We start from the raw sequence: 19,606 nt of genomic DNA on the forward strand, positions 1-19,606 counted from the left end.
AGCGGCGCCAACTGGCTCGAAGTCTCGCGCGGCGCCTGGCCGCTCCAGGCCATCGACCTCGACTGCAACCACATCCCCGACGCCGCCATGACGCTGGCCGTGATGGCGCTCTACGCCGACGGCCCGAGCACGCTGCGCAACATCGCGAGCTGGCGCGTCAAGGAAACGGACCGCATCGACGCCATGGCGGCCGAGCTGCGCAAGCTCGGCGCCACAGTGGAGGCCGGCGACGATTTCATCCGCGTCTGGCCGCTGGCGGCCACGGGTTGGCGCTCGGCCGCCATCCGGACCTACGACGACCACCGCATCGCGATGTGCTTTTCGCTGGCGGCGTTCAACCCGGACAGCCTGCCGGTTCGCATCCTCGATCCGCAGTGCGTCGCCAAGACCTTTCCGGACTATTTCGAGACGCTTTTCTCGGTGGCCGAGGCGGTGCCGGGCCGCGTCCCGGTGATCTGCATCGACGGCCCGACCGCCTCCGGCAAGGGGACGCTGGCCTTGGAGATCGCGCACCGGCTGGGCTATCACTACCTCGATTCGGGCGCGCTGTACCGCGTGACGGGTCTGGCGATGCGCCGCCGCGGCCTCGCGCCCGAGCCTGCGCACGAGCGGCAGATCGCCCGGCTGGCCAGCGCGCTGCCGCTCGACTTCCGCCACGGCAAGGTGCGGCTCGCGGGCGAGGACGTGACGGAGGCCCTTCGCACCGAGGCCGCCGGCATGGACGCCTCGCGCGTGTCCGCGCTGCCGGCCGTGCGCGCCGCACTGCGCGGGCTGCAGGAGGGCTTTCGTCGCCTGCCCGGCCTGGTGGCCGACGGACGCGACATGGGCACGGTGGTCTTTCCCGACGCGTCGCTCAAGGTCTACCTCACGGCAAGCGCCGCCCAGCGCGCGGAGCGGCGGCATAAGCAATTGATTTCAAAGGGGATTCCGGCTACAATCGTAGACCTCCGCGCCGACCTGGAAGCGCGCGATGCCAGGGATTCGTCCCGCAGCGTCGCGCCGCTCAAGCCGGCACAGGACGCGCGCCTCCTGGACAACTCCAGCCTGTCGATCGAGCAATCGGTCGACCAGGTGTTGGACTGGTGGCGGCAGCTGCAGCCGTTCGAGACTTCTTGAGCGGCTCGACCTGTCCGGTTTCGGCCGGGCAGCACAACGCCCAGCCGGGTTCCCTTCGCGCGACAGCGCACGGCCCGCTGGTTGTTCAACCCCAACCGGGCTCACGCCCAAAAAACCGCCGTCTCCAGTCCTAGAAACAGCCGCACGCGATGTTGCATGGGCGGCTGGAAACCTGGATGCACGGAACAGGAAATTCAATGTCTGAATCTTTTGCCGATCTGTTTGAAGAGTCTTTGAAGCGTTCCGAGATGCGCTCGGGCGAGGTCATCACCGCCGAGGTGGTGCGCGTCGAGCACAACCACGTCGTCGTCAACGCCGGGCTGAAGTCCGAGGCGTATGTGCCGATCGAGGAATTCAAGAACGACAAGGGCGAGCTCGAAGTGCAGGCCGGCGACTTCGTCTCGGTCGCCATCGGCAGCGTCGAGAACGGCTACGGCGACACGATCCTGTCGCGTGACACGGCCAAGCGCCTGGCCTCCTGGCTGGCGCTCGAGAAGGCGCTCGAATCGGGCGACTTCGTCACCGGCACCACCAGCGGCAAGGTCAAGGGCGGCCTCACGGTGCTGGTCAACGGCATCCGCGCGTTCCTGCCGGGCTCGCTGATCGACACGCGTCCCATCAAGGACCTGACCCCTTACGAGAACAAGACGCTCGAATTCAAGGTCATCAAGCTCGACCGCAAGCGCAACAACGTGGTGCTCTCGCGCCGCGCGGTGGTCGAAGCCAGCATGGGCGAAGAACGCGCCAAGCTGATGGAAACGCTCAAGGAAGGCGCGGTCGTGCGCGGCGTCGTCAAGAACATCACCGAATACGGTGCGTTCGTCGACCTGGGCGGCATCGACGGTCTGCTGCACATTACCGACATGGCATGGCGCCGTGTCCGCCATCCGAGCGAAGTGGCGCAGCCGGGCCAGGAAATCACCGCCAAGATCCTCAACTTCGACACCGAGAAAAACCGCGTCTCGCTGGGCTTGAAGCAGATGGGCGACGACCCGTGGATGGGAGTCTCGCGCCGCTACCCGCAGAGCACCCGCCTGTTCGGCACGGTCACGAACATCGCCGACTACGGCGCGTTCGACGAACTCGAGCCGGGCATCGAAGGCCTGGTGCACGTTTCCGAAATGGACTGGACCAACAAGAACGTCGCTCCGTCCAAGATCGTCGCCCTGGGTGACGAAGTCGAGGTCATGGTCCTCGAGATCGACGAAGACAAGCGCCGCATCTCGCTGGGCATGAAGCAGTGCAAGGCCAACCCGTGGCAGGAATTCGCGCAGAACACCAAGCGCGGCGACCGCGTCAAGGGCCCGATCAAGTCGATCACCGACTTCGGCGTGTTCGTCGGCCTGGCCGCCGGCATCGACGGCCTGGTGCACCTGTCCGACCTGTCTTGGAGCGAAACCGGCGAAGCGGCCGTGCGCAACTACAAGAAGGGCCAGGAAGTCGAAGCGATCGTGCTGGGCGTGGATGTCGACCGCGAGCGCATCTCCCTGGGCATCAAGCAGCTCGATGGCGACCCGTTCTCCACGTTCACCTCGGTGCACGACAAGGGCTCGGCCGTCACCGGCAAGGTCAAGACCGTCGACGCCAAGGGCGCCGAGATCGACCTGGGCGAAGACATCATCGGCTACCTGCGTGCCTCGGAAATCAGCCGCGACCGCGTGGAAGATGCGCGCAACGTGCTCAAGGAAGGTGACGAAGTCACGGCCGTCGTGGTGAACGTGGATCGCAAGACCCGCAACATCCAGCTGTCCATCAAGCAAAAGGACATGCTCGACGAGCAGGGCCAGATGGCCAACCTGAGCCAGCAGTCCTCGCGCGAGAACGCCGGCACGACCAGCCTGGGTGCGCTGCTGCGCGCCAAGCTGGATAACAGCGAGTCCAAGTAACCTTGTGGGACAGACCACGCGCGCGGCGAGAGCCGCGCACGTGGTCTGTCCCCAACATGCTAGATGACTCGATCAGACCTCGTCGAAGACCTGGCTTCCCGCTTCAGGCAGCTGACCCATCGTGATGCCGAGTACGCCGTCAAGACGATCCTCGACGCGATGAGCGAAGCACTGGTGCGCGGACACCGCATCGAGATCCGCGGTTTCGGCAGCTTTTCGATCAACCGCAGGCCGCCTCGCATGGGCCGCAATCCGCGCTCGGGCGAAAGCGTGCACATCCCGGAAAAGCGGGTTCCGCACTTCAAGCCGGGCAAGGCCCTGCGCGAAGCGGTGGATGAGCGGACCGCTGAACTGGAAAAGAGGGATTAGGGTTTAAGGACTAGGGTCCAGGGAACAGCCGGCTGACGGTCTTCCCCTAGACCCTAGCCCCTAGGCCCCAGCCCCTAGAATCCCCAGGAAGGGGAGCCCAATGAAATACCTCGCATGGCTGCTCAAGGCAGCCATTTTTTTTACCTTGTTCGCTTTCGCGCTGAACAACCAGCAGGACGTGACCGTCCGTTTCTTCTTCGGCACGCAGTGGACGGCGCCGCTGGTGCTGGTGGTGCTGGCCACGTTCGCGGCCGGCCTGGCCATCGGCGCCGTGTTCATGGTGCCGCGCTGGTGGAAGTACCGCCACGCCCGCAGCGCGCCGCGCTCCACCATGATGGCCGAGGAAAGCACGCTGATCGGCCAGGGCGCGCCCCCCACCCATGGACTTTGACCTGACCTGGCTGCTGTGGGGCTTGCCGATCGCCTTCGGGCTGGGCTGGGCCGCCTCGCGGCTGGACCTGCGCCAGCTGCGCATCGAAAACCGACTGGCACCCAAGGCCTACTTTCGCGGGCTGAACTTCCTGCTGAACGAACAGCAGGACCAGGCCATCGACGCCTTCATCGAGGCCGTCCAGAAGGATCCCGACACCTCCGAGCTGCACTTCGCCCTGGGCAACCTGTTTCGCCGCCGCGGCGAGTACGAGCGCGCCGTGCGGGTGCACGAGCACCTGCTCTCGCGAGGCGACCTCAGCCGCGCCGACCGCAACCGCGCGCAACACGCCCTGGCGCTGGATTACCTCAAGGCCGGCCTGCTCGACCGCGCCGAGGAAGCGCTGCGCAAGCTGGCCGGCACGCCCTACGAGCAGGAGTCGCTGCTGGCCCTGCTGGCCATCTACGAGCGCTCGCGCGACTGGGTGCAGGCCACCGAGATCGCCCGCCAGCTGGAGGCGGGGGCGCGCGGCCAGTTCACCGGCCGGCTGGCGCACTACCTGTGCGAGCAGGCCGGGGTGGCGGCGCCGGCCGAAGCCGAGCTGCTGCTGCGCAAGGCCATGGGCGTGGCACCGATGGCGCCGCGCGCCACCATCGAGCTGGCCGCGCTGCGGCGCCTCGCCGGCGATGCCAGGGACGCCTTCGAGCTGCTGGCCCGCCTGCTGCAGTCGGGGCCGCGGGCGATCCCGCTGGTGGCCCGGCCGCTGGCCGAAGCCGCGATCGCCGCCGACCGCCAGCCCGAGGCGCTGCGGCTGCTGCGCGACAGCTACGATCAGTACCCGTCGCTCGACGTGCTGGACGGCATCGCCAGCCTGGAGTCCAGCCCGCAAGCGGCCCGCGGCTGGTACGTGCAGCATCTCAAACGCGAGCCTTCGCTGGTGGCCGCCGCCAAGTGGCTGGCCGGCGAGAAGTTGGAGCACGAGGAGTTCCACCCCCACGTGCAGCGCGCGCTCGACCACGCCGCAAAACCGTTGACCCGCTACCGCTGCGCCGCCTGTGGCTTCGAGGCCAAGCAGCACTTCTGGCAATGCCCGGGCTGCCAGGCCTGGGACAGCTACCCGGCCCGTCGCGTGGAAGAATTATGACCACCCGCGAAGCGGCCTCGGGCCGCGTCGCCCTCGAGAGGGTGCCTCCAGCGGCCCGGCAAAGCCGATTCCCCGGTGGCAGTGGTGAAGACAGCAGGGACCATCGATGACGCCTTCCAAGCAACAACTGTCCGCCGCCCGCGTCCTGGTGGTCGGCGACGCCATGCTCGATCGCTACTGGCATGGCACTGTGGACCGCATCTCGCCCGAAGCCCCGGTGCCGGTGGTCAAGGTCACGCGCGAGGAAGAGCGCATCGGCGCCGCCGCCAACGTGGCCTACAACGTCAGCACCCTGGGCGCGCAGGCCAGCTTCCTGGGCGTGGTGGGCGACGACGAGCCGGGGCACCGCCTGGAGCGGCTGTTGCGCGAGACCGGCATCCGCACCTACCTCAAGCGCGACGCCGGCCTGCACACCACCGTCAAGCTGCGCGTGATCGGCCGCCAGCAGCAACTGCTGCGGCTGGACTTCGAAAACGAGCCCGACCACGAGGTGCTGGCCATGCAGACCGAGGCCTTCGCCCAACTGGTGCCGCAGCACGAGGCGGTGCTGTTCTCCGACTACGGCAAGGGCGGCCTGGCGCACATCCCCAGCATGATCGCCAGCGCCCGCGGCGCCGGCCGCACGGTGCTGGTCGATCCCAAGGGCTCCGACTACGGCCGCTACCGCGGCGCCACCATCATCACGCCGAATCGCGCCGAGCTGCAGGACGTGGTGGGCCGCTGGACCAGCGAGGACGATCTGCGCACCCGGGCCCAGAACCTGCGCGCGGCGCTGGACCTGGACGCCCTGCTGGTCACCCGCAGCGAGGAAGGCATGACGCTGTACGACGCCCAGGGCCACCTGCACGTGACGGCGCAGGCGCGCGAGGTGTTCGACGTCACCGGCGCCGGCGACACCGTCATCGCCACCCTGGCCACCATGGCCGCCGCCGGCCTGAGCCTGCGCGACGCCTTGCCGATCGCCAACCGCGCCGGCGGCATCGTGGTGGGCAAGTTCGGCACCGCCACCGTTTCGTATGAGGAGTTGTTCGCATGACGCGCGTCGTGGTCACCGGAGCTGCAGGGTTCATCGGCAGCAACATCGTCAAGGGCCTGAACGCCCGCGGCATCACCGACATCATCGCGGTGGACGACCTGACGCAGGGCGACAAGTTCCTGAACCTGGCCGACCTGCGCATCGCCGACTATGTCGACGCCGACGACTTCTATGCGGACTTCGCCGACGGCGCCTACGGCAAGGTCGAGGCCGTGTTCCACGAAGGCGCCTGCAGCGACACCATGGAAACCGACGGCAAGTACATGATGGAGAACAACTACGCCGTCTCCTGCTCGCTGTTCGAATCGTGCCAGCAGCGCGGCACGCGGCTGCTGTACGCGTCGTCGGCAGCCGTCTACGGCGGCTCCGACACCTTCCGCGAGACGCCGCAATTCGAGGCGCCGCTGAATGTCTACGGCTACAGCAAGCTGCTGTTCGACCAGCGCATGCGCATCGAATGCGGCAAGGACTTCAAGCGGGCCAAGCGCCAGGTGGCGGGCTTTCGCTACTTCAACGTCTACGGCCCGCGCGAGCAGCACAAGGGCCGCATGGCCAGCGTCGCCTTCCACCAGTTCAACCAGTTCCGCGAGCTCGCCAAGGTCAGGCTGTTCGGCGAGTACGGCGGCTACGGCCCCGGCGCGCAGACGCGCGACTTCGTCTTCGCCGACGACGTGGTGGCCGTCAACCTGTGGTTCTTCGACCACCCGGCCAGATCCGGCATCTTCAACCTCGGCACCGGCCGGGCCCAGCCCTTCAACGATGTGGCCGTGGCCGTCATCAACGCGCTGCATCCGGGCGGTGTCCAGGACGCCATGGCCGCTGTCGACCTGGGGCTGCTGGAGTACATCCCCTTTCCCGACGCCCTGCGCGGCAAGTACCAGTGCTACACCCAGGCCGATCTGACGGCGCTGCGCGACGCCGGCTGCGACCATGCCTTCGCCGACGTGCAGGCCGGTGTGGCCGCGTACATGGGCACGCTTTGCGCCCGGGCCGGTCAACTGCCGGCGGCCGCGGCCCGTTGAAGGTGGACCATCAACGAGGAGTCCACTGCATGCTCAAGAAATTCCTGGCCATCGTGGCCATGCTGTGCGCCACCGCCGCCTTCGCCGCCGTCGACGTGAACAAGGCGACGGCTGCCGAGCTGGACGGCTTCAAGGGCATCGGCCCGGTGACCTCCAGGCTGATCATGTCGGAGCGCAAGAAGGGCGAGTTCGAGAGCTGGGAAGACCTGGTCACGCGCGTCAAGGGCGTCGGCCCCAACACCGCCACCAAGCTGTCGGCCCAGGGCCTGACGGTGAACGGCGCAACCTACACGTCGGCGGCCGCTGTCAAGAAGGAAGAGAAGAAGGCCGCCAATGCCGGCGACAAGACCGCCAAAGCCGCCGACAAGCCGGCAGCCGCCGCCACTGCGGCAACTGCCGCGGCCCCGGACGTCAGCGCCAACAAGTAACCTCTGGCTCCCTCCCCCTCCGGGGGAGGGCTGGGGCGGGGGCACGCCCGAGGCGCAGCGCCCCCACCCCGACCTTCCCCAAAGGGCGAAGGAGCAACTTCCTAAAGTCCCGGCTTCTCCCCGAAGCCGCCGCCGCCCGGCGTGTGGATCTCGAACATGTCGCCCGGCTTCATCTGGGCCGAGCCGATGTGCCCCAGTTCCTCCACTTGCCCGTCCGCGCGCAGCACCCGGTTGATGCCCAGCTCGCCCGGCTGCCCGCCCGCCATGCCGAACGACGGATGCTTGCGGCCATTGGACAGGATGCTGGCCGTCATGTCTTCCAGGAAGCGCACCCGCCGCACGCCGCCATCGCCGCCGTGCCAGCGGCCCGCACCGCCCGAGCCTTTGCGGATCTCGTAGCTTTCCAGCCGCACCGGAAAGCGAAATTCCAGCACCTCCGGATCGGTCAGGCGCGAGTTGGTCATGTGGGTCTGCACGACGCTGGTGCCGTGAAAGCCGTCCACCAGCTGGCCCCTGTCGTCGAAGATGCCGCCGGCGCCGCTGCCGCCCGAGATCGTCTCGTAGTACTGGTGGCGCGCGTTGCCGAAGGTGAAGTTGTTCATGGTGCACTGCCCCGCCGCCATCACGCCCAGTGCGCCGAACAGGGCGTTGGTGATGCAGGTGGAGGTCTCGACGTTGCCCGCCACCACCGAGGCCGGCGGATCGGGGTTCAGCATCGAGCCTGCGGGGATGATCACCTTCAAGGGCTTGAGGCAACCGGCGTTGAGCGGGATGTCGTCGTCGACCAGGGTGCGGAACACATACAGCACCGCCGCCATGCAGACCGCGCGCGGCGCGTTGAAGTTGTTGGTCTGCTGCGCCGAGGTGCCGGTGAAGTCGATCTCGGCGCTGCGGCCGGCCACATCCACCCGGATGGCGACCTGGATCTGGGCGCCGTTGTCCAGCGGCAGGGTGAACTGCCCGTTTTGCAGGCGCGTGATCACGCGGCGCACCGCCTCTTCGGCGTTGTCCTGCACGTGCCGCATGTAGGCCTGCACCACGTCGAGCCCGAACTGGTCGACCATCCGCCGCAGTTCCTGCACGCCCTTCTCGTTGGCCGCGATCTGCGCCTTCAGATCGCCCATGTTCTGTTCCGGATTGCGGCTCGGGTACTGGCCGCTCCCCAGCAGGTGGACCATCTCCTGCTCGCGCAAGGTGCCGCGATCGACCAGCTTGAAGTTGTCGATCTGCACGCCCTCCTCCTCGATCCGGGTCGAGAACGGCGGCATGGAGCCGGGCGTCGTGCCGCCGATGTCCGCGTGGTGTCCGCGTGAGCCGACGTAGAACAACGGTTGCTCGGGGGCCGCAGCGCTCCCACAGCCGCCCTCCCCCAAAGGGGCAGGGCGCAAGGCATCGACCCCCTCCCCCTTTGGGGGAGGATTGGGGTGGGGGCGCTCCCCGGACCCCAGGTACACCGGGGTGATCACAGTCACGTCCGGCAAATGCGTGCCCCCGTGGTACGGATCATTCAGCACGTAGACGTCGCCCGGCGCCATGGTGGCGCGGTTCTCGCGGATCACGGTCTTGATGCTTTCGCCCATGCTGCCCAGGTGCACCGGCATGTGCGGCGCGTTGGCGATCAGGTTGCCTTCGGCGTCGAACAGCGCGCAGGAAAAGTCCAGCCGCTCCTTGATGTTCACCGAGTAGGCGGTGTTCTGCAACTGCAGCCCCATCTGCTCGGCGATGTTCATGAACAGGTTGTTGAACACTTCCAGCAGCACCGGGTCGACCTGCGTGCCGGCCGCGAACTTCAGCTCGCGCGGCACCCGCCGGTCCAGCTCGATGTGGTCCAGGTCCGTGATGCGCGCCTCCCAACCCGGCTCCACCACCGTGGTCGCGTTCTGCTCCGCGATGATGGCCGGGCCGCCGATCACGTCGCCCGGCCGCAGGTCCTCGCGCAGCACCAGCGCCGCCGGATGCCAGCGGCCGCCGGAGTACATGGGCACCTCTTCGCGCCGCGGCGCCGCGCGCGGCGGCTGCACCGCGCGGCGCTGTTCGGCCGGGGCGTCGCCAGCCACGATGGCTTCCACCGATACGGCCTCGACGATCATCGCCTTGCCCGGCATCAGGAACGAGAAGCGCTGGCGGTAGGCGGCCTCGAAGCCGGCCGTGATCGCCGCCACGTCACCGAACGGCACGACCAGCGCGGAGTCGCTGCCCTGGTAGCGCACATGCACCCGCCGGCGCACCTCCACCGCGCCGGCGCTCACTTGCTGTTTCAGCAGCTCCGCCTGCGCCGCCGCCGCCAGCGCATCCAGCTTGTCCGCCACCGCGGCCAGGCCTGGCGGCGTGAGCAACTCTTCCACTGCCTGTTCGCGGATCACGTTCTGGTCCGCCAGCCCCATGCCGTACGCCGACAGCACGCCGGCGAGCGGATGGACGAACACCTTGGCCATGCCCAGCGCGTCCGCCACCAGGCAGGCATGCTGGCCGCCGGCGCCGCCGAAGCACTGCAGCGTGTAGCGCGTGACGTCGTAGCCGCGCGCCACCGAGATCTTCTTGATGGCGTTGGCCATCTGCTGCACGGCGATGGCGACGAAGCCTTCGGCCACGTCCTCGGCGCTGCGGCCGGTGCGGCCGGCCAGCGCGTGGAACTTCTCCTGCACCGCCTCCCGGCTCAGGGATTCGTCGGCGCGGGGCCCGAACACCTTGGGAAAGTAGCGCGGCTGGATCTTGCCCAGCATCACGTTGGCGTCGGTCACCGCCAGCGGGCCGCCGCGCCGGTAGCTGGCCGGGCCCGGATTGGCGCCGGCGCTTTGCGGGCCGACGCGAAAGCGCGCGCCGTCGAACTCCAGGATCGAGCCGCCACCGGCTGCGACGGTGTGGATGCTCATCATGGGCGCGCGCATGCGCACGCCGGCCACCTGGGTCTCGAACTCGCGCTCGAACTCGCCGGCGAAGTGCGAGACGTCGGTCGAGGTGCCGCCCATGTCGAAGCCGATCACCTTCGCATGGCCCGCCAGTTGCGCCGTGCGCGCCATGCCGACGATGCCGCCGGCCGGGCCCGAGAGGATCGCGTCCTTGCCCTGAAAGGCGTGGGCGTCGGTCAAGCCGCCGGACGACTGCATGAAGAACAGCCTGACCCCGGGCATCTCGCCGGCCACCTGTTCGACGTAGCGGCGCAGGATCGGCGACAGGTAGGCGTCCACCACCGTGGTGTCGCCGCGGCTGACGAACTTCATCATCGGGCTGGTGTCGTGCGAGGTGCTGATCTGCGTGAAGCCGATCTGCCAGGCGATGGCGCGGGCTGCCGCCTCGTGCGCCGTGTAGCGGTAGCCGTGCATGAAGACGATGGCGACGCTGCGCACGCCGCGCGTATAGGCGTCCTGCAGCCCCAGCCGCAGGTGGCCTTCGTCCAGCGGCTGCACCACCCCGCCCTGGGCGCCGACACGCTCCTGCGCCTCCAGCACCTCGCTGTACAGCAGTTCGGGCAGCACGATGTTGCGGTCGAACAAGCGCGGCCGGTTCTGGTACGCGATGCGCAGCGCGTCGCGAAAACCGCGGGTGGTGACCAGCAGCGTGGCCTCGCCCTTGCGCTCCAGCAGCGCGTTGGTGGCCACCGTGGTGCCCATCTTCACGCAGTCCACCAGCTGCGGCGTGATGGGGTCACCGGCGGCGAGCCCCAGCAGGTGGCGGATGCCGGCGACGGCGGCGTCGCGGTACTGCTCGGGGTTGTCCGACAACAGCTTGTGGGTGACCAGGGCGCCGTCCGGGCGGCGCCCGACGACGTCGGTGAAGGTGCCGCCGCGGTCGATCCAGAACTGCCATTTGGAAATGTGCGACATGGTCGGATTATGGTCACGGCCAGCCGCCGCGGGAGCGATGCGCGCCGCAACCTCTACACTGGCGCCACGACAACGACGGGGGACTGCGTGCGCCGCTTCCTGGACCTTCTCTACGATGGCAGCGCCTGGCTGGCGGCCCTCGCCATGGTCGGCGTGCTGCTGATGGTGCTGCTGGCCATCGTCAGCCGCCAGTTCGGCTTACACGTTGCTGGCACCGACGCCTACGCCGGCTACAGCATGGCGGCCGCCGGTTTCCTGGCCCTGGCCCACACCCTCAAGCGCAATGAACACATCCGCGTCACCTTGCTGCTCGGGCGGCTCAAGGGCAAGGCGCACCATGCGCTGGAAATGTGGGCGCTGACGGCCGGCGCGGCGCTGGCCGGGCTGTTCGCCTTCTATTCGGTGCGGCTGGCCTGGGTGTCGCTCGCCCTCAACGACATTTCCACCGGCAACGACGCCACGCCGCTATGGATCCCGCAGCTGACCATGGCGCTGGGCACCGTGATCCTGCTGGTGGCGCTGGTCGACGAATGGGTGCTGCAACTGCGCGGGCAACGCGTGGTGGCCAGCTCGGGGGAGATGCTGCGCAATGAGTGACTTCGCCATCACCGCTTTGCTGGTCGTGGCGCTGTTCGCCCTGCTGGGCAGCAGCGTCTGGATCGGGCTGACGCTGGCCGGGGTGGCCTGGATCGGCATGGAGCTGTTCTCCTCGCGCCCAGCCGGCGACGCCATGGCCGTCACCGTCTGGGGCGCCGCTTCGAGCTGGACACTCACCGCCTTGCCCTTGTTCATCTGGATGGGAGAGATCCTGTTTCGAACCAAGCTCAGCGAGAGCATGTTCCGCGGCCTGGCGCCGTGGGTGTCCAAGCTGCCCGGGCGGCTGCTGCACACCAACGTGGTGGGCTGCACCATCTTCGCCGCAGTTTCCGGCTCCTCGGCCGCCACCTGCGCCACCATCGGCAAGATGAGCCTGCCGGAGCTTGCCAAGCGCGGCTATCCGCAGGAGATCACCATCGGTTCGCTGGCCGGCGCCGGCACCCTGGGCCTGCTGATCCCGCCCTCGATCATCATGATCGTCTACGGCGTCTCCGCCGACGTGTCGATCGCCAGGCTGTTCGTGGCGGGCGTCTTCCCGGGCATCCTGCTGGCCGCGCTGTTTTCCGGCTACATCGCCGTGTGGGCGCTGCTGAACCAGCAGCGCATCCCGGTGCCCGACCAAATCCTGGGCTGGCGCGCCAGGCTCTACGAGTCGCGCCACCTGATTCCGGTGGTGCTGCTGATCGGCAGCGTGCTGGGCTCGATCTACACCGGCATCGCCACCGCCACGGAGGCCGCGGCGATCGGCGTGGTGGGGTCACTGGTGCTGTCGGCGTTGCAAGGCTCGCTGTCCTGGGCAACTTTCAGCGAGTCGCTCATGGGTGCCACCCGGCTGTACTGCATGATCGCGCTGATCCTGGCCGGCGCCGCCTTCCTGACGCTGTCCATGGGCTACATCGGGCTGCCGCGCCACCTGGCCGAGTTCGTCGGCTCGCTCGGCCTGTCCCCCTTCATGCTGATGCTGGCGCTGGCCCTGTTCTACATCCTGCTGGGGTGCTTTCTCGACGGCATCTCGATGGTGGTGCTCACCATGGGCGTGATCCTGCCGACGGTGCAGGCGGCCGGCTTCGACCTGATCTGGTTCGGCATCTTCATCGTGGTGGTGGTCGAGATGGCGCAGATCACCCCGCCGGTGGGCTTCAACCTGTTCGTGCTGCAAGGCATGACGGGCAAGGAGATCACCTGGATCGCCCGGGTGACCTTCCCATTCTTCCTGCTGATGTGCCTGATGGTCCTGCTGCTGTGGTTCGTGCCGGGGATCGCTACCTGGCTGCCGTCGAAGATGTAGCCGGCAGCTGGTCGAGCCAGCTCCCGACCTCCCGCGCCACCGCCGCGACGCCTCGCGCGACATCGCCTTCCACCGCCAGCAGGTGGTCCATGCCCGGCACCAGCAGCAACCGGGCCGCCGGATGCGCCTGGCGCAGCATCTCGGCCTGGTTCGGCGGCACCTGCACGTCGCCGGCCCCATGCACCAGGAGCGTCGGCAGCGACAAACCGGCCAGCAGCGTCGCGGGATCGTGCCGAAACCAGGACACCAGGTAAGGCTGCACCGAAGGCCGAAACAGCAGCACCAGTTCTTGCGGCACCGCCTCCACCAGCTGCCCCGCCTCGAGCGCGGCAAGCGCCGCCACCGCCTGGGCGGCAAGGTCGGCTGGCAGCACGGCCTGGATCTGGCGCCGCATCAGGGTCGAGGCGCGCTCGCCTGCGCCCGCGATGCTGACCACGGCCAGGGGCGAGAGCGCCCGGGCGGCGAGCGTGGCGATCAAGGCGCCTTCGCTGTGACCGACCAGCACCAGCGCGCCAAAGCGCGGGTCGCCGTGCAACATCCGGCCGAGCGCCACCGCGTCGGCCACCAGGTCCTCGAACCGCAAGGCTTCCTCGCTCAGGCCGGGAAGGTGGCTGGCGCCGACGCCGCGCTTGTCGTAGCGCAGCGAGGCCAGACCGCGGTCGGCCAGCCCCTGCGCCAGCAGTTTCAGGTTGTCGACCCTCGCTGGCAACAGCGGGCTGTTGCCGTCCCGGTCGGTCGGGCCCGAGCCGGAGACCAGCAGCGCCACTGGCCAGGGGCCAGCGCCGGCCGGCAGCACCAGGGTGCCGCCGATGTCGCCCCAGGGCAGGGGCGAGGCGATCTCGTGTTCGGCCATCGAAACACTGTAGCGCCCCGGCGCCCGGCTTGGGGTAAGACCGCATCCAGTGGCGCGGCTCTTGCACTTATGCTGGACCATCACCACCGCTTGCGGAGCACCCATGAATTTCCGAATCGCCTTGACGGCCGCCGTCGTCGCGTTCGCCGGCCACGCAGCCGCGCAAACCAAATGGGACCTGCCGGCGGCCTACCCCGCGAGCAACTTCCACACCGAGAACCTGGTGCAGTTCGCCAGCGACGTCGACAAGGCCACTGGCGGCAAGCTCAAGATCCAGGTCCACGCCAACGCCTCGCTGTTCAAGGCGCCCGAGATCAAGCGCGCGGTCCAGGGCGGGCAGGCGCAGATCGGAGAAATCCTGCTGGTCAACTTCCAGAACGAGTGGCAGATCTTCGGCGCCGACGGCCTGCCGTTCCTGGCCGACAGCTACGAAGCCGCCGCCAAGCTGTGGCGCGTGCAGAAACCCATGCTCGACAAGAAGCTGGGCGAACAGGGAATGATGGTGCTGTACGCCGTGGCCTGGCCGCCGCAAGGCATCTACACCAAGAAGCAGATCGCCTCGGCCGCCGACATGAAGGGCTTGAAGTGGCGCGCCTACAGCCCGGCAACGGCGCGCATCGCGGAGCTGGTCGGGGCGCAGCCGGTCACCGTGCAGGCGGCCGAGCTGTCGCAGGCCATGGCCACCGGCGTCGTGGACTCGTACATGTCATCGGGTTCCACCGGCTGGGATTCCAAGACTTACGAGCACCTCAAGAATTGGTACGACACCCAGGCCTGGCTGCCCAAGAACGCGGTGATCGTCAACCGCGCCGCCTTCAATGCCCTGGACAAGCCAACGCAGGACGCCCTGCTCAAGGCGGGCGCCGATGCCGAGACGCGCGGCTGGACGGCCAGCCGCAGGACCAACACCGAAGTGCTGGAAAAGCTCAAGGGCGCCGGCATGACCATCCACGCGCCGTCGGCGCAGCTGAAAGCCGACATGAAGAAGGTCGGCGACCAGATGCTCAAGGAATGGCTGGCCAAGGCGGGGCCGGAGGGGCAGCAGCTGGTGGATGCTTACCGCAAGTGACGGTCGCATGGTGCGCCAGGCGAGCTTGCACACGCTACGAGCCCGCCGATATTTCATAGGGTGCGCAGCTCCGCTGCGCACCCTCCTTCTTACCGCCCGACCACGCCGCAGACGACCTCCACCTCATTCGCCACCACCGCCCGCTGGTTCTTCGCCTGTGCCACTTCCATGTCGCGCGGCAGCACCACGCCGTTCTTCACCGCCAGCACCTCCGCCATGATGCTCACGGCGATCTCGGGCGGCGTCTTGCTGCCGATGTAGACGCCGATCGGGCCGCGCAGCCGCTGCAGCTCGGCGGCCGTCAGGCCGAAGTGCTCGATCATCCGCTGGTGCCGCGACTCGTTGTTGCGCCGGCTGCCGATCGCCCCGACGTAGAACGCCTCGGTGCGCAGCGCCTCCATCAGCGCCAGGTCGTCCAGCTTGGGGTCGTGCGTCAACGCGACGACGCAGCTGCGCCGATCCGGACGGAACGCAGTCACCACGTCGTCGGGCATGTCGCTCACCAGCCTGGCCGCCGGCACGCTCCAGGCGCCGCGGTACTCTTCGCGCGGGTCGCACACCGTCACCGCGAAGCCGCTGAACAAGGCCATGGTGGCCAGGTATTCGGCCAGCTGGCCGGCGCCGATCAGCAGCATGCGGTACTCTGGGCCGAAGGTGTTCGCCAGCTCCCGGCCATCGACCCGCAGCTCCTGCGGCGCCAGCGCGTGCGCCAAGATCGCGGCGCCGTCGGCCAGCCGCACGGTACGGCGCACCAGGCGGCCGGCTTCCAGCGCCTCGACCAGTGCGGCCAGCTGGGCCGCCTCGGGGTCGAACTCCAGCAGCAGCTCCAGCGTGCCGCCGCAAGGCAGGCCGAAGCGGTGCGCTTCGTCGGCCGTCACGCCGTACTTGACGAACGACGGCGGCCCCGACGGGATGGTGCCTCCGGTGCCGTTGCCCGCGTAAGCCCTGGTGTGGCGGTCGATCAGGTCGTCCTCGATGCAGCCGCCCGACACCGAGCCGACCACGCCGCCGTCCTCGGCCAGTGCCATGATCGAGCCCACCGGCCGCGGCGACGAGCCCCAGGTGCGCACCACCGTCGCCAGCAGCCCGCGCTTGCCGGCCATGCGCCAGTCGCGCAGCGTTCGAAGCACCATCACGTCCAGGTTTTCCATCCGATCCCCCTTGCAACCAGCCTCAGAACGCATAGGCCGCGTTCACGCCCACCAGCCAGGTGCGGCCCGGGGCGGGTTCGAAGTAGCGCTGGTTGCCTTCGTTCACGATCACCGAGCCGACATAGCGGCGGTTCGCCAGATTGTCGACGCGGACGAATTCCCGCAAGGTCCAGCGGCCCAAGGGCTGCGCCAGCGACACGCGCAGGTTCCACAGGTTGGCCGCCGGCGCGAAGTCGCGGTTCTGGTCGTCGGTGGCCATGCGACCCTGGTGCCGATATTCCAGCGCCGTCTCCAGCCCCCAGGGCCGGTGCGCCCAGCCCAGCTCGACGAAGGCCGTGGTGCGCGGGATGCCCGGGATGCGGCTGCCGGCCGCCACCGGCGTCGTCGGCGCGAAGCAAGGCGGCGGGCCGCAGGTCAGGAAGCCGCTGGCATAGGTGGCGTCGAGCCAGGTGGCCGCGGCGTGCAGCGACCAGCCCTTGCCCCAGCCGCCGGCCAGCGCCGTCTCCAGCCCGCGCCGGCGCGTCTCTCCCGCGTTCTGGAAGCTGCTGCGCCCACCCGTGTTGCTCAGCACCACGATCTCGCCGGTGGTACGGGCCTGGAACAGCGCCACGTTGACGCGCCAATTCTCGATGGGCTCGGCCTTGACACCGAGCTCCCACTGGCGGCTGTCGGCGCTGTCCAGGCCGAAGTTCAGGCCGGGCGCGCCGCCCGGCCGGTACGACAGCTCGTTGAAGGTCGGCGTCTCGAAGCCCTTGCCGGCCGAGGCGTACAGGTTCAGGTGGTCGCTGGCGTGGAACACCACGCCCAGCGCCGGCGTGGTCGCGTCGAAGCGGGCCGAGCCGCTGTCGTCGCCATTGCCCGGTGCGATGAAGCGGTCACGCGACCCGAACGCGATCCGCGAATGGCGCACGCCGCCGGTGACGCTGACGCGCCCGGTGGTCCACTGCCCTTGCAGGTACTGGTCGAAGCTGCGCACCCGGTTTTCTTCGTCCCGGCGCAGCGGGCCCATCACGCCCAGCGTGGTGCCACGGAAGTTCTGGTAGCCGCGGCGCGACTCCTGCAGTTGGTCGGCGGTGAGGCCGGCCGTCAGCGTGAACGGCCGATCCAGCAGCCGGGTCTTGCCGACCCACTGGGCGTCGAGACCCTGGTAGTCGCGTCCCAGGGAGATCACGCCGCCCGGCTGCGTCGGCGGGGCTTGCACGAACACCGGAATCGCCTGGAACTGCTCGGTGCCGCGCCGGCCGCGCCAGGCGGTCAGCTTGACCGAATGCACGGGGTCGATCCGGTGCTCGACGATGCCGCCGGCTTGCAGCTGGTCGACCGACTTGCGGGTATTGAAGGTCAGGGCGGCCGGACTGGACTGGCGCCGGTTGGCCTCCATCTCCGCGCGGGTCAGCCCGAGCGGATCCTGCACGTCGGGCATGTCGAGCGTGTTGACCACCAGGGTGAAGCGCGTGTCGGGGCTCAGCGTGTACTTCACCTTGCCGTTGAACCCGCTCCGCTCGGCGGCGCTGTGCTCGCGGTAGCCGTCGGTGCTGAAACGCACCGTGCTCAGGTGGTAGTTCCAGGGCCCTTCCTCGCCGCTCAGGCGCATGTTGTAACGCCGGATGCCGTCGCTGCCGATGGTGGCGCCCACCTCGGCCACCGGCCGCGGCCCGCCGTCGGCGGTGAACATGCTGATGACACCGCCCGAGGAGTTGCCGTACAGCGCCGAGAACGGCCCGCGCAGCACCTCGATGCGGTCGGCCGAGGCCAGGTCGAAATGCGAAATCTGGCCCTGGCCATCGGGCGCGGTCGCCGGGATGCCGTCGGCGTACAGCCGCAGGCCGCGCACCCCGAAGGTGGCGCGGGCGCCGAAGCCGCGCACCGAGATCTGCAGGTCCTGCGCGTAGTTCTGGCGGTTCAGGGCCACCACGCCGGGCACCCGCACCAGCGACTCCGACAGGTTGATCTGCAGCTGGCCGCGCCGGATGGTGGCGCCGTCGATCACGTCGACCGAGGCCGGCGTGTCGAAGGCGTCCTGCGCCACGCCCGGCGTGGCGGTGACCACCACCGGGCGCAGGGTGCGCTCGGGCTCCTCGGCGGCCGGCTGGGCGACGGCCTGGGCAGCGGCGGCCAGCGCGGCCAGGGTCAAGAGGGCATGTCGCATGCGCAAGTCCTTCAGCGTCCCAGCAGCAGCACGGCGCCCAGCAGGACGACAGCCACGGCGATCCACACCCAGCCCGGCACGCCTTTGCGGGGCGTCACGGGCGCCGCCGACGGCGGCGGCAAGGCCGCCTCGGCCAGGTACGACTGCGGATGGCGCCGCTGCATCTCGGCGTCGAAGCGGCGAAAGAAGTCCTCCGCCATCGAACGGGCGACGCCGTCCACCAGCCGCTGCCCCACCTGCGCGATCTTGCCGCCCACCTGGGCCTGCGCTGTGTAGCTCAACTCGCAGCCGGCGCCTTCGGCCGGCGGCGCCAGGTGCACCTGGGCCGAGCCCTTGCCAAAGCCGGCGGCCCCGCCCTGCCCCTCGAACTGCAGCGTGTAGCTGTTGGGCGGCAGCACGTCGGCCAGCAGGATCTTGCCGTTGAAGCGGGCCGACACCGGGCCCACCTTCACCGCCATGGCAATGGCGTACAGGTTCTCGCCCGCGGCCTGCACCTTGTCGCAACCGGGGATGCACAGCTTGAGCACTTCGGGATCGTTGAGCGCGTCCCAGGCCTGTTGCTGGGTCACGGCGAGGCGGCGGCTGCCTTGCATTTCCATGGTCGTTGGTCTCTCTCGGTTCTAGCTTTTGAGCAGGGTTGCCAGGCTGGCGGCGAGGTCGTCGAGCTTTTCCAGGTTATGCACGGCCAGCATGGCATGCGCGTGCCGGTCCAGCAGCACCGCGCCGCGAGCGAGGGGAGCATAGCCGCCATAACGCAGCAGCGGGTTGAGCCAGAGCAGCCGGCGACAGCGGTGCGTCAACCAGTCCAGCTCACGGTCGAGCTCGCGGGCGTCGCCGGTGTCCAGGCCATCGGTCACCACCAGCACCAGGGTGCGGCGGCCGACCAGCCGGCGGGCATGGCGCTGGCGCAAGGTGGCCAGCGACTCGCCCAGCCGCGTGCCGCCGGCGAAGTCGTCGATGGCGCTGCTGGCCGCCGCCAGCATCGCGTCGGTGTCGCCCAGGCGGAAAGCGGGGGTCAGGTCGCTCAGGTGGGTGCCGAAGGCGAACACGTCGCGTCGCCGCTGGCTCTGGGTGGCGGCATGCAGGAAGGCCAGCAGCAGCCGGGCATAGCGCTCCATCGAGCCGGAGACGTCCACCAGCACCAGCAGCGGCAGCGACTCCTTGCGTTGCTGCAGCCGCCGCAGCACCAGCAGCTCGCCGCCGGTGTGGGAGGCTTCGCGCTGCGAACGGGCCCAGTGCAGGCGGGCGCCGCGGCCGCCCGGCCGCATGCGACGCATCTCCAATTGCGGCAGCGGCAACGCGAT

17 protein-coding genes are annotated in these 19,606 nt (G+C 68.9%); 11 read left to right on the forward strand and 6 right to left on the reverse strand.

The window, feature by feature from the left end; genetic code table 11:
• The 8 genes from cmk to JWP65_RS14815 all read left to right on the forward strand — a co-directional run.
• The coding region (cmk, locus tag JWP65_RS14780; protein WP_299765034.1) for a (d)CMP kinase at positions 1–1,116 on the forward strand (1,116 nt) is incomplete at its 5' end.
• 197 nt (positions 1,117–1,313) lie between these two features.
• Positions 1,314–3,002 carry a 30S ribosomal protein S1 gene (rpsA, locus tag JWP65_RS14785; RefSeq protein WP_299765036.1) on the forward strand — a complete coding sequence of 563 codons (1,689 nt, stop codon included), beginning with the start codon at positions 1,314–1,316 and terminating at the stop codon, positions 3,000–3,002.
• 63 nt (positions 3,003–3,065) lie between these two features.
• The gene (locus JWP65_RS14790) at positions 3,066–3,371 is read left to right on the forward strand and encodes an integration host factor subunit beta (protein ID WP_299765038.1); all 306 of its coding nucleotides are present in this window, start codon (positions 3,066–3,068) and stop codon (positions 3,369–3,371) included.
• A 100-nt stretch (positions 3,372–3,471) separates the two neighbouring features.
• Positions 3,472–3,762: a lipopolysaccharide assembly LapA domain-containing protein gene (locus JWP65_RS14795; protein WP_299765041.1), complete on the forward strand. Its 291-nt coding sequence runs from the start codon at positions 3,472–3,474 to the stop codon at positions 3,760–3,762.
• Positions 3,752–4,885, forward strand: a complete 1,134-nt coding sequence (lapB, locus tag JWP65_RS14800; RefSeq protein ID WP_299765043.1) for a lipopolysaccharide assembly protein LapB — start codon at positions 3,752–3,754, stop codon at positions 4,883–4,885. Before JWP65_RS14795 ends, lapB begins: the two co-directional genes overlap by 11 nt.
• Before the next feature lie 106 nt (positions 4,886–4,991).
• A complete protein-coding gene (rfaE1, locus tag JWP65_RS14805) occupies positions 4,992–5,921 on the forward strand; it encodes a D-glycero-beta-D-manno-heptose-7-phosphate kinase (protein WP_299765045.1) in 930 nt (309 codons plus the stop codon).
• Entirely contained in the window at positions 5,918–6,943 is a 1,026-nt protein-coding gene (gene rfaD, locus JWP65_RS14810; protein ID WP_299765047.1) for an ADP-glyceromanno-heptose 6-epimerase, read from the forward strand. The genes rfaE1 and rfaD overlap by 4 nt, the downstream gene beginning before the upstream one ends.
• A 29-nt stretch (positions 6,944–6,972) precedes the next feature.
• A complete protein-coding gene (locus tag JWP65_RS14815) occupies positions 6,973–7,371 on the forward strand; it encodes a helix-hairpin-helix domain-containing protein (protein WP_299765050.1) in 399 nt (132 codons plus the stop codon).
• Between the two features lie 101 nt (positions 7,372–7,472).
• Here JWP65_RS14815 and JWP65_RS14820 read toward each other — a convergent pair whose 3' ends face one another.
• Positions 7,473–11,195 (reverse strand): hydantoinase B/oxoprolinase family protein, encoded by a 3,723-nt coding sequence (locus JWP65_RS14820; RefSeq protein ID WP_299765052.1) that lies wholly within the window; start codon positions 11,193–11,195, stop codon positions 7,473–7,475.
• Positions 11,196–11,282: 87 nt separating this feature from the next.
• Here JWP65_RS14820 and JWP65_RS14825 point away from each other — a divergent pair, with 87 nt between their 5' ends.
• Both JWP65_RS14825 and JWP65_RS14830 read left to right on the forward strand, forming a co-directional pair.
• The gene (locus JWP65_RS14825; protein ID WP_299765069.1) at positions 11,283–11,792 is read left to right on the forward strand and encodes a TRAP transporter small permease; all 510 of its coding nucleotides are present in this window, start codon (positions 11,283–11,285) and stop codon (positions 11,790–11,792) included.
• Positions 11,785–13,080: a TRAP transporter large permease gene (locus tag JWP65_RS14830; protein WP_299765054.1), complete on the forward strand. Its 1,296-nt coding sequence runs from the start codon at positions 11,785–11,787 to the stop codon at positions 13,078–13,080. The genes JWP65_RS14825 and JWP65_RS14830 overlap by 8 nt, the downstream gene beginning before the upstream one ends.
• Here the strand turns inward: JWP65_RS14830 and JWP65_RS14835 are convergent.
• Entirely contained in the window at positions 13,055–13,933 is an 879-nt protein-coding gene (locus JWP65_RS14835) for an alpha/beta fold hydrolase (RefSeq protein ID WP_299765056.1), read from the reverse strand. The genes JWP65_RS14830 and JWP65_RS14835 overlap by 26 nt on opposite strands.
• 103 nt (positions 13,934–14,036) lie before the next feature.
• Here JWP65_RS14835 and JWP65_RS14840 point away from each other — a divergent pair, with 103 nt between their 5' ends.
• Positions 14,037–15,002, forward strand: a complete 966-nt coding sequence (locus JWP65_RS14840; RefSeq protein WP_299765058.1) for a TRAP transporter substrate-binding protein — start codon at positions 14,037–14,039, stop codon at positions 15,000–15,002.
• Positions 15,003–15,091: 89 nt separating this feature from the next.
• Here the strand turns inward: JWP65_RS14840 and JWP65_RS14845 are convergent, their stop codons facing one another.
• From JWP65_RS14845 to JWP65_RS14860, 4 genes are all read right to left on the reverse strand, one after another.
• The gene (locus JWP65_RS14845) at positions 15,092–16,153 is read right to left on the reverse strand and encodes an XdhC family protein (RefSeq protein ID WP_299765060.1); all 1,062 of its coding nucleotides are present in this window, start codon (positions 16,151–16,153) and stop codon (positions 15,092–15,094) included.
• Positions 16,154–16,175: 22 nt separating this feature from the next.
• On the reverse strand, positions 16,176–18,302 hold the full coding sequence (locus JWP65_RS14850) for a TonB-dependent receptor (RefSeq protein WP_299765062.1): 2,127 nt from the start codon (positions 18,300–18,302) through the stop codon (positions 16,176–16,178).
• A gap of 11 nt (positions 18,303–18,313) precedes the next feature.
• Positions 18,314–18,901, reverse strand: a complete 588-nt coding sequence (locus JWP65_RS14855; RefSeq protein ID WP_299765064.1) for a CoxG family protein — start codon at positions 18,899–18,901, stop codon at positions 18,314–18,316.
• A gap of 21 nt (positions 18,902–18,922) precedes the next feature.
• Positions 18,923–19,606 (reverse strand): VWA domain-containing protein (locus JWP65_RS14860; protein WP_299765066.1); only part of this gene is annotated, 684 nt, incomplete at its 5' end.

It is taken from the genome of Ramlibacter sp., from assembly GCF_028292805.1.
Classification (GTDB): Bacteria; Pseudomonadota; Gammaproteobacteria; order Burkholderiales; family Burkholderiaceae_C; genus Ramlibacter.

Coding starts and splice junctions, on each gene's coding strand:
- rfaE1 (WP_299765045.1), top strand. CDS start 4,992: ATGACGCCTTCCAAGCAACAACTGTCCGCCGCCCGCGTCCTGGTGGTC.
- JWP65_RS14840 (WP_299765058.1), top strand. CDS start 14,037: ATGAATTTCCGAATCGCCTTGACGGCCGCCGTCGTCGCGTTCGCCGGC.
- lapB (WP_299765043.1), top strand. CDS start 3,752: ATGGACTTTGACCTGACCTGGCTGCTGTGGGGCTTGCCGATCGCCTTC.
- JWP65_RS14850 (WP_299765062.1), bottom strand. CDS start 18,302: ATGCGACATGCCCTCTTGACCCTGGCCGCGCTGGCCGCCGCTGCCCAG.
- JWP65_RS14820 (WP_299765052.1), bottom strand. CDS start 11,195: ATGTCGCACATTTCCAAATGGCAGTTCTGGATCGACCGCGGCGGCACC.
- JWP65_RS14795 (WP_299765041.1), top strand. CDS start 3,472: ATGAAATACCTCGCATGGCTGCTCAAGGCAGCCATTTTTTTTACCTTG.
- JWP65_RS14830 (WP_299765054.1), top strand. CDS start 11,785: ATGAGTGACTTCGCCATCACCGCTTTGCTGGTCGTGGCGCTGTTCGCC.
- JWP65_RS14845 (WP_299765060.1), bottom strand. CDS start 16,153: ATGGAAAACCTGGACGTGATGGTGCTTCGAACGCTGCGCGACTGGCGC.
- JWP65_RS14790 (WP_299765038.1), top strand. CDS start 3,066: ATGACTCGATCAGACCTCGTCGAAGACCTGGCTTCCCGCTTCAGGCAG.
- rfaD (WP_299765047.1), top strand. CDS start 5,918: ATGACGCGCGTCGTGGTCACCGGAGCTGCAGGGTTCATCGGCAGCAAC.
- rpsA (WP_299765036.1), top strand. CDS start 1,314: ATGTCTGAATCTTTTGCCGATCTGTTTGAAGAGTCTTTGAAGCGTTCC.
- JWP65_RS14815 (WP_299765050.1), top strand. CDS start 6,973: ATGCTCAAGAAATTCCTGGCCATCGTGGCCATGCTGTGCGCCACCGCC.
- JWP65_RS14835 (WP_299765056.1), bottom strand. CDS start 13,933: ATGGCCGAACACGAGATCGCCTCGCCCCTGCCCTGGGGCGACATCGGC.
- JWP65_RS14855 (WP_299765064.1), bottom strand. CDS start 18,901: ATGGAAATGCAAGGCAGCCGCCGCCTCGCCGTGACCCAGCAACAGGCC.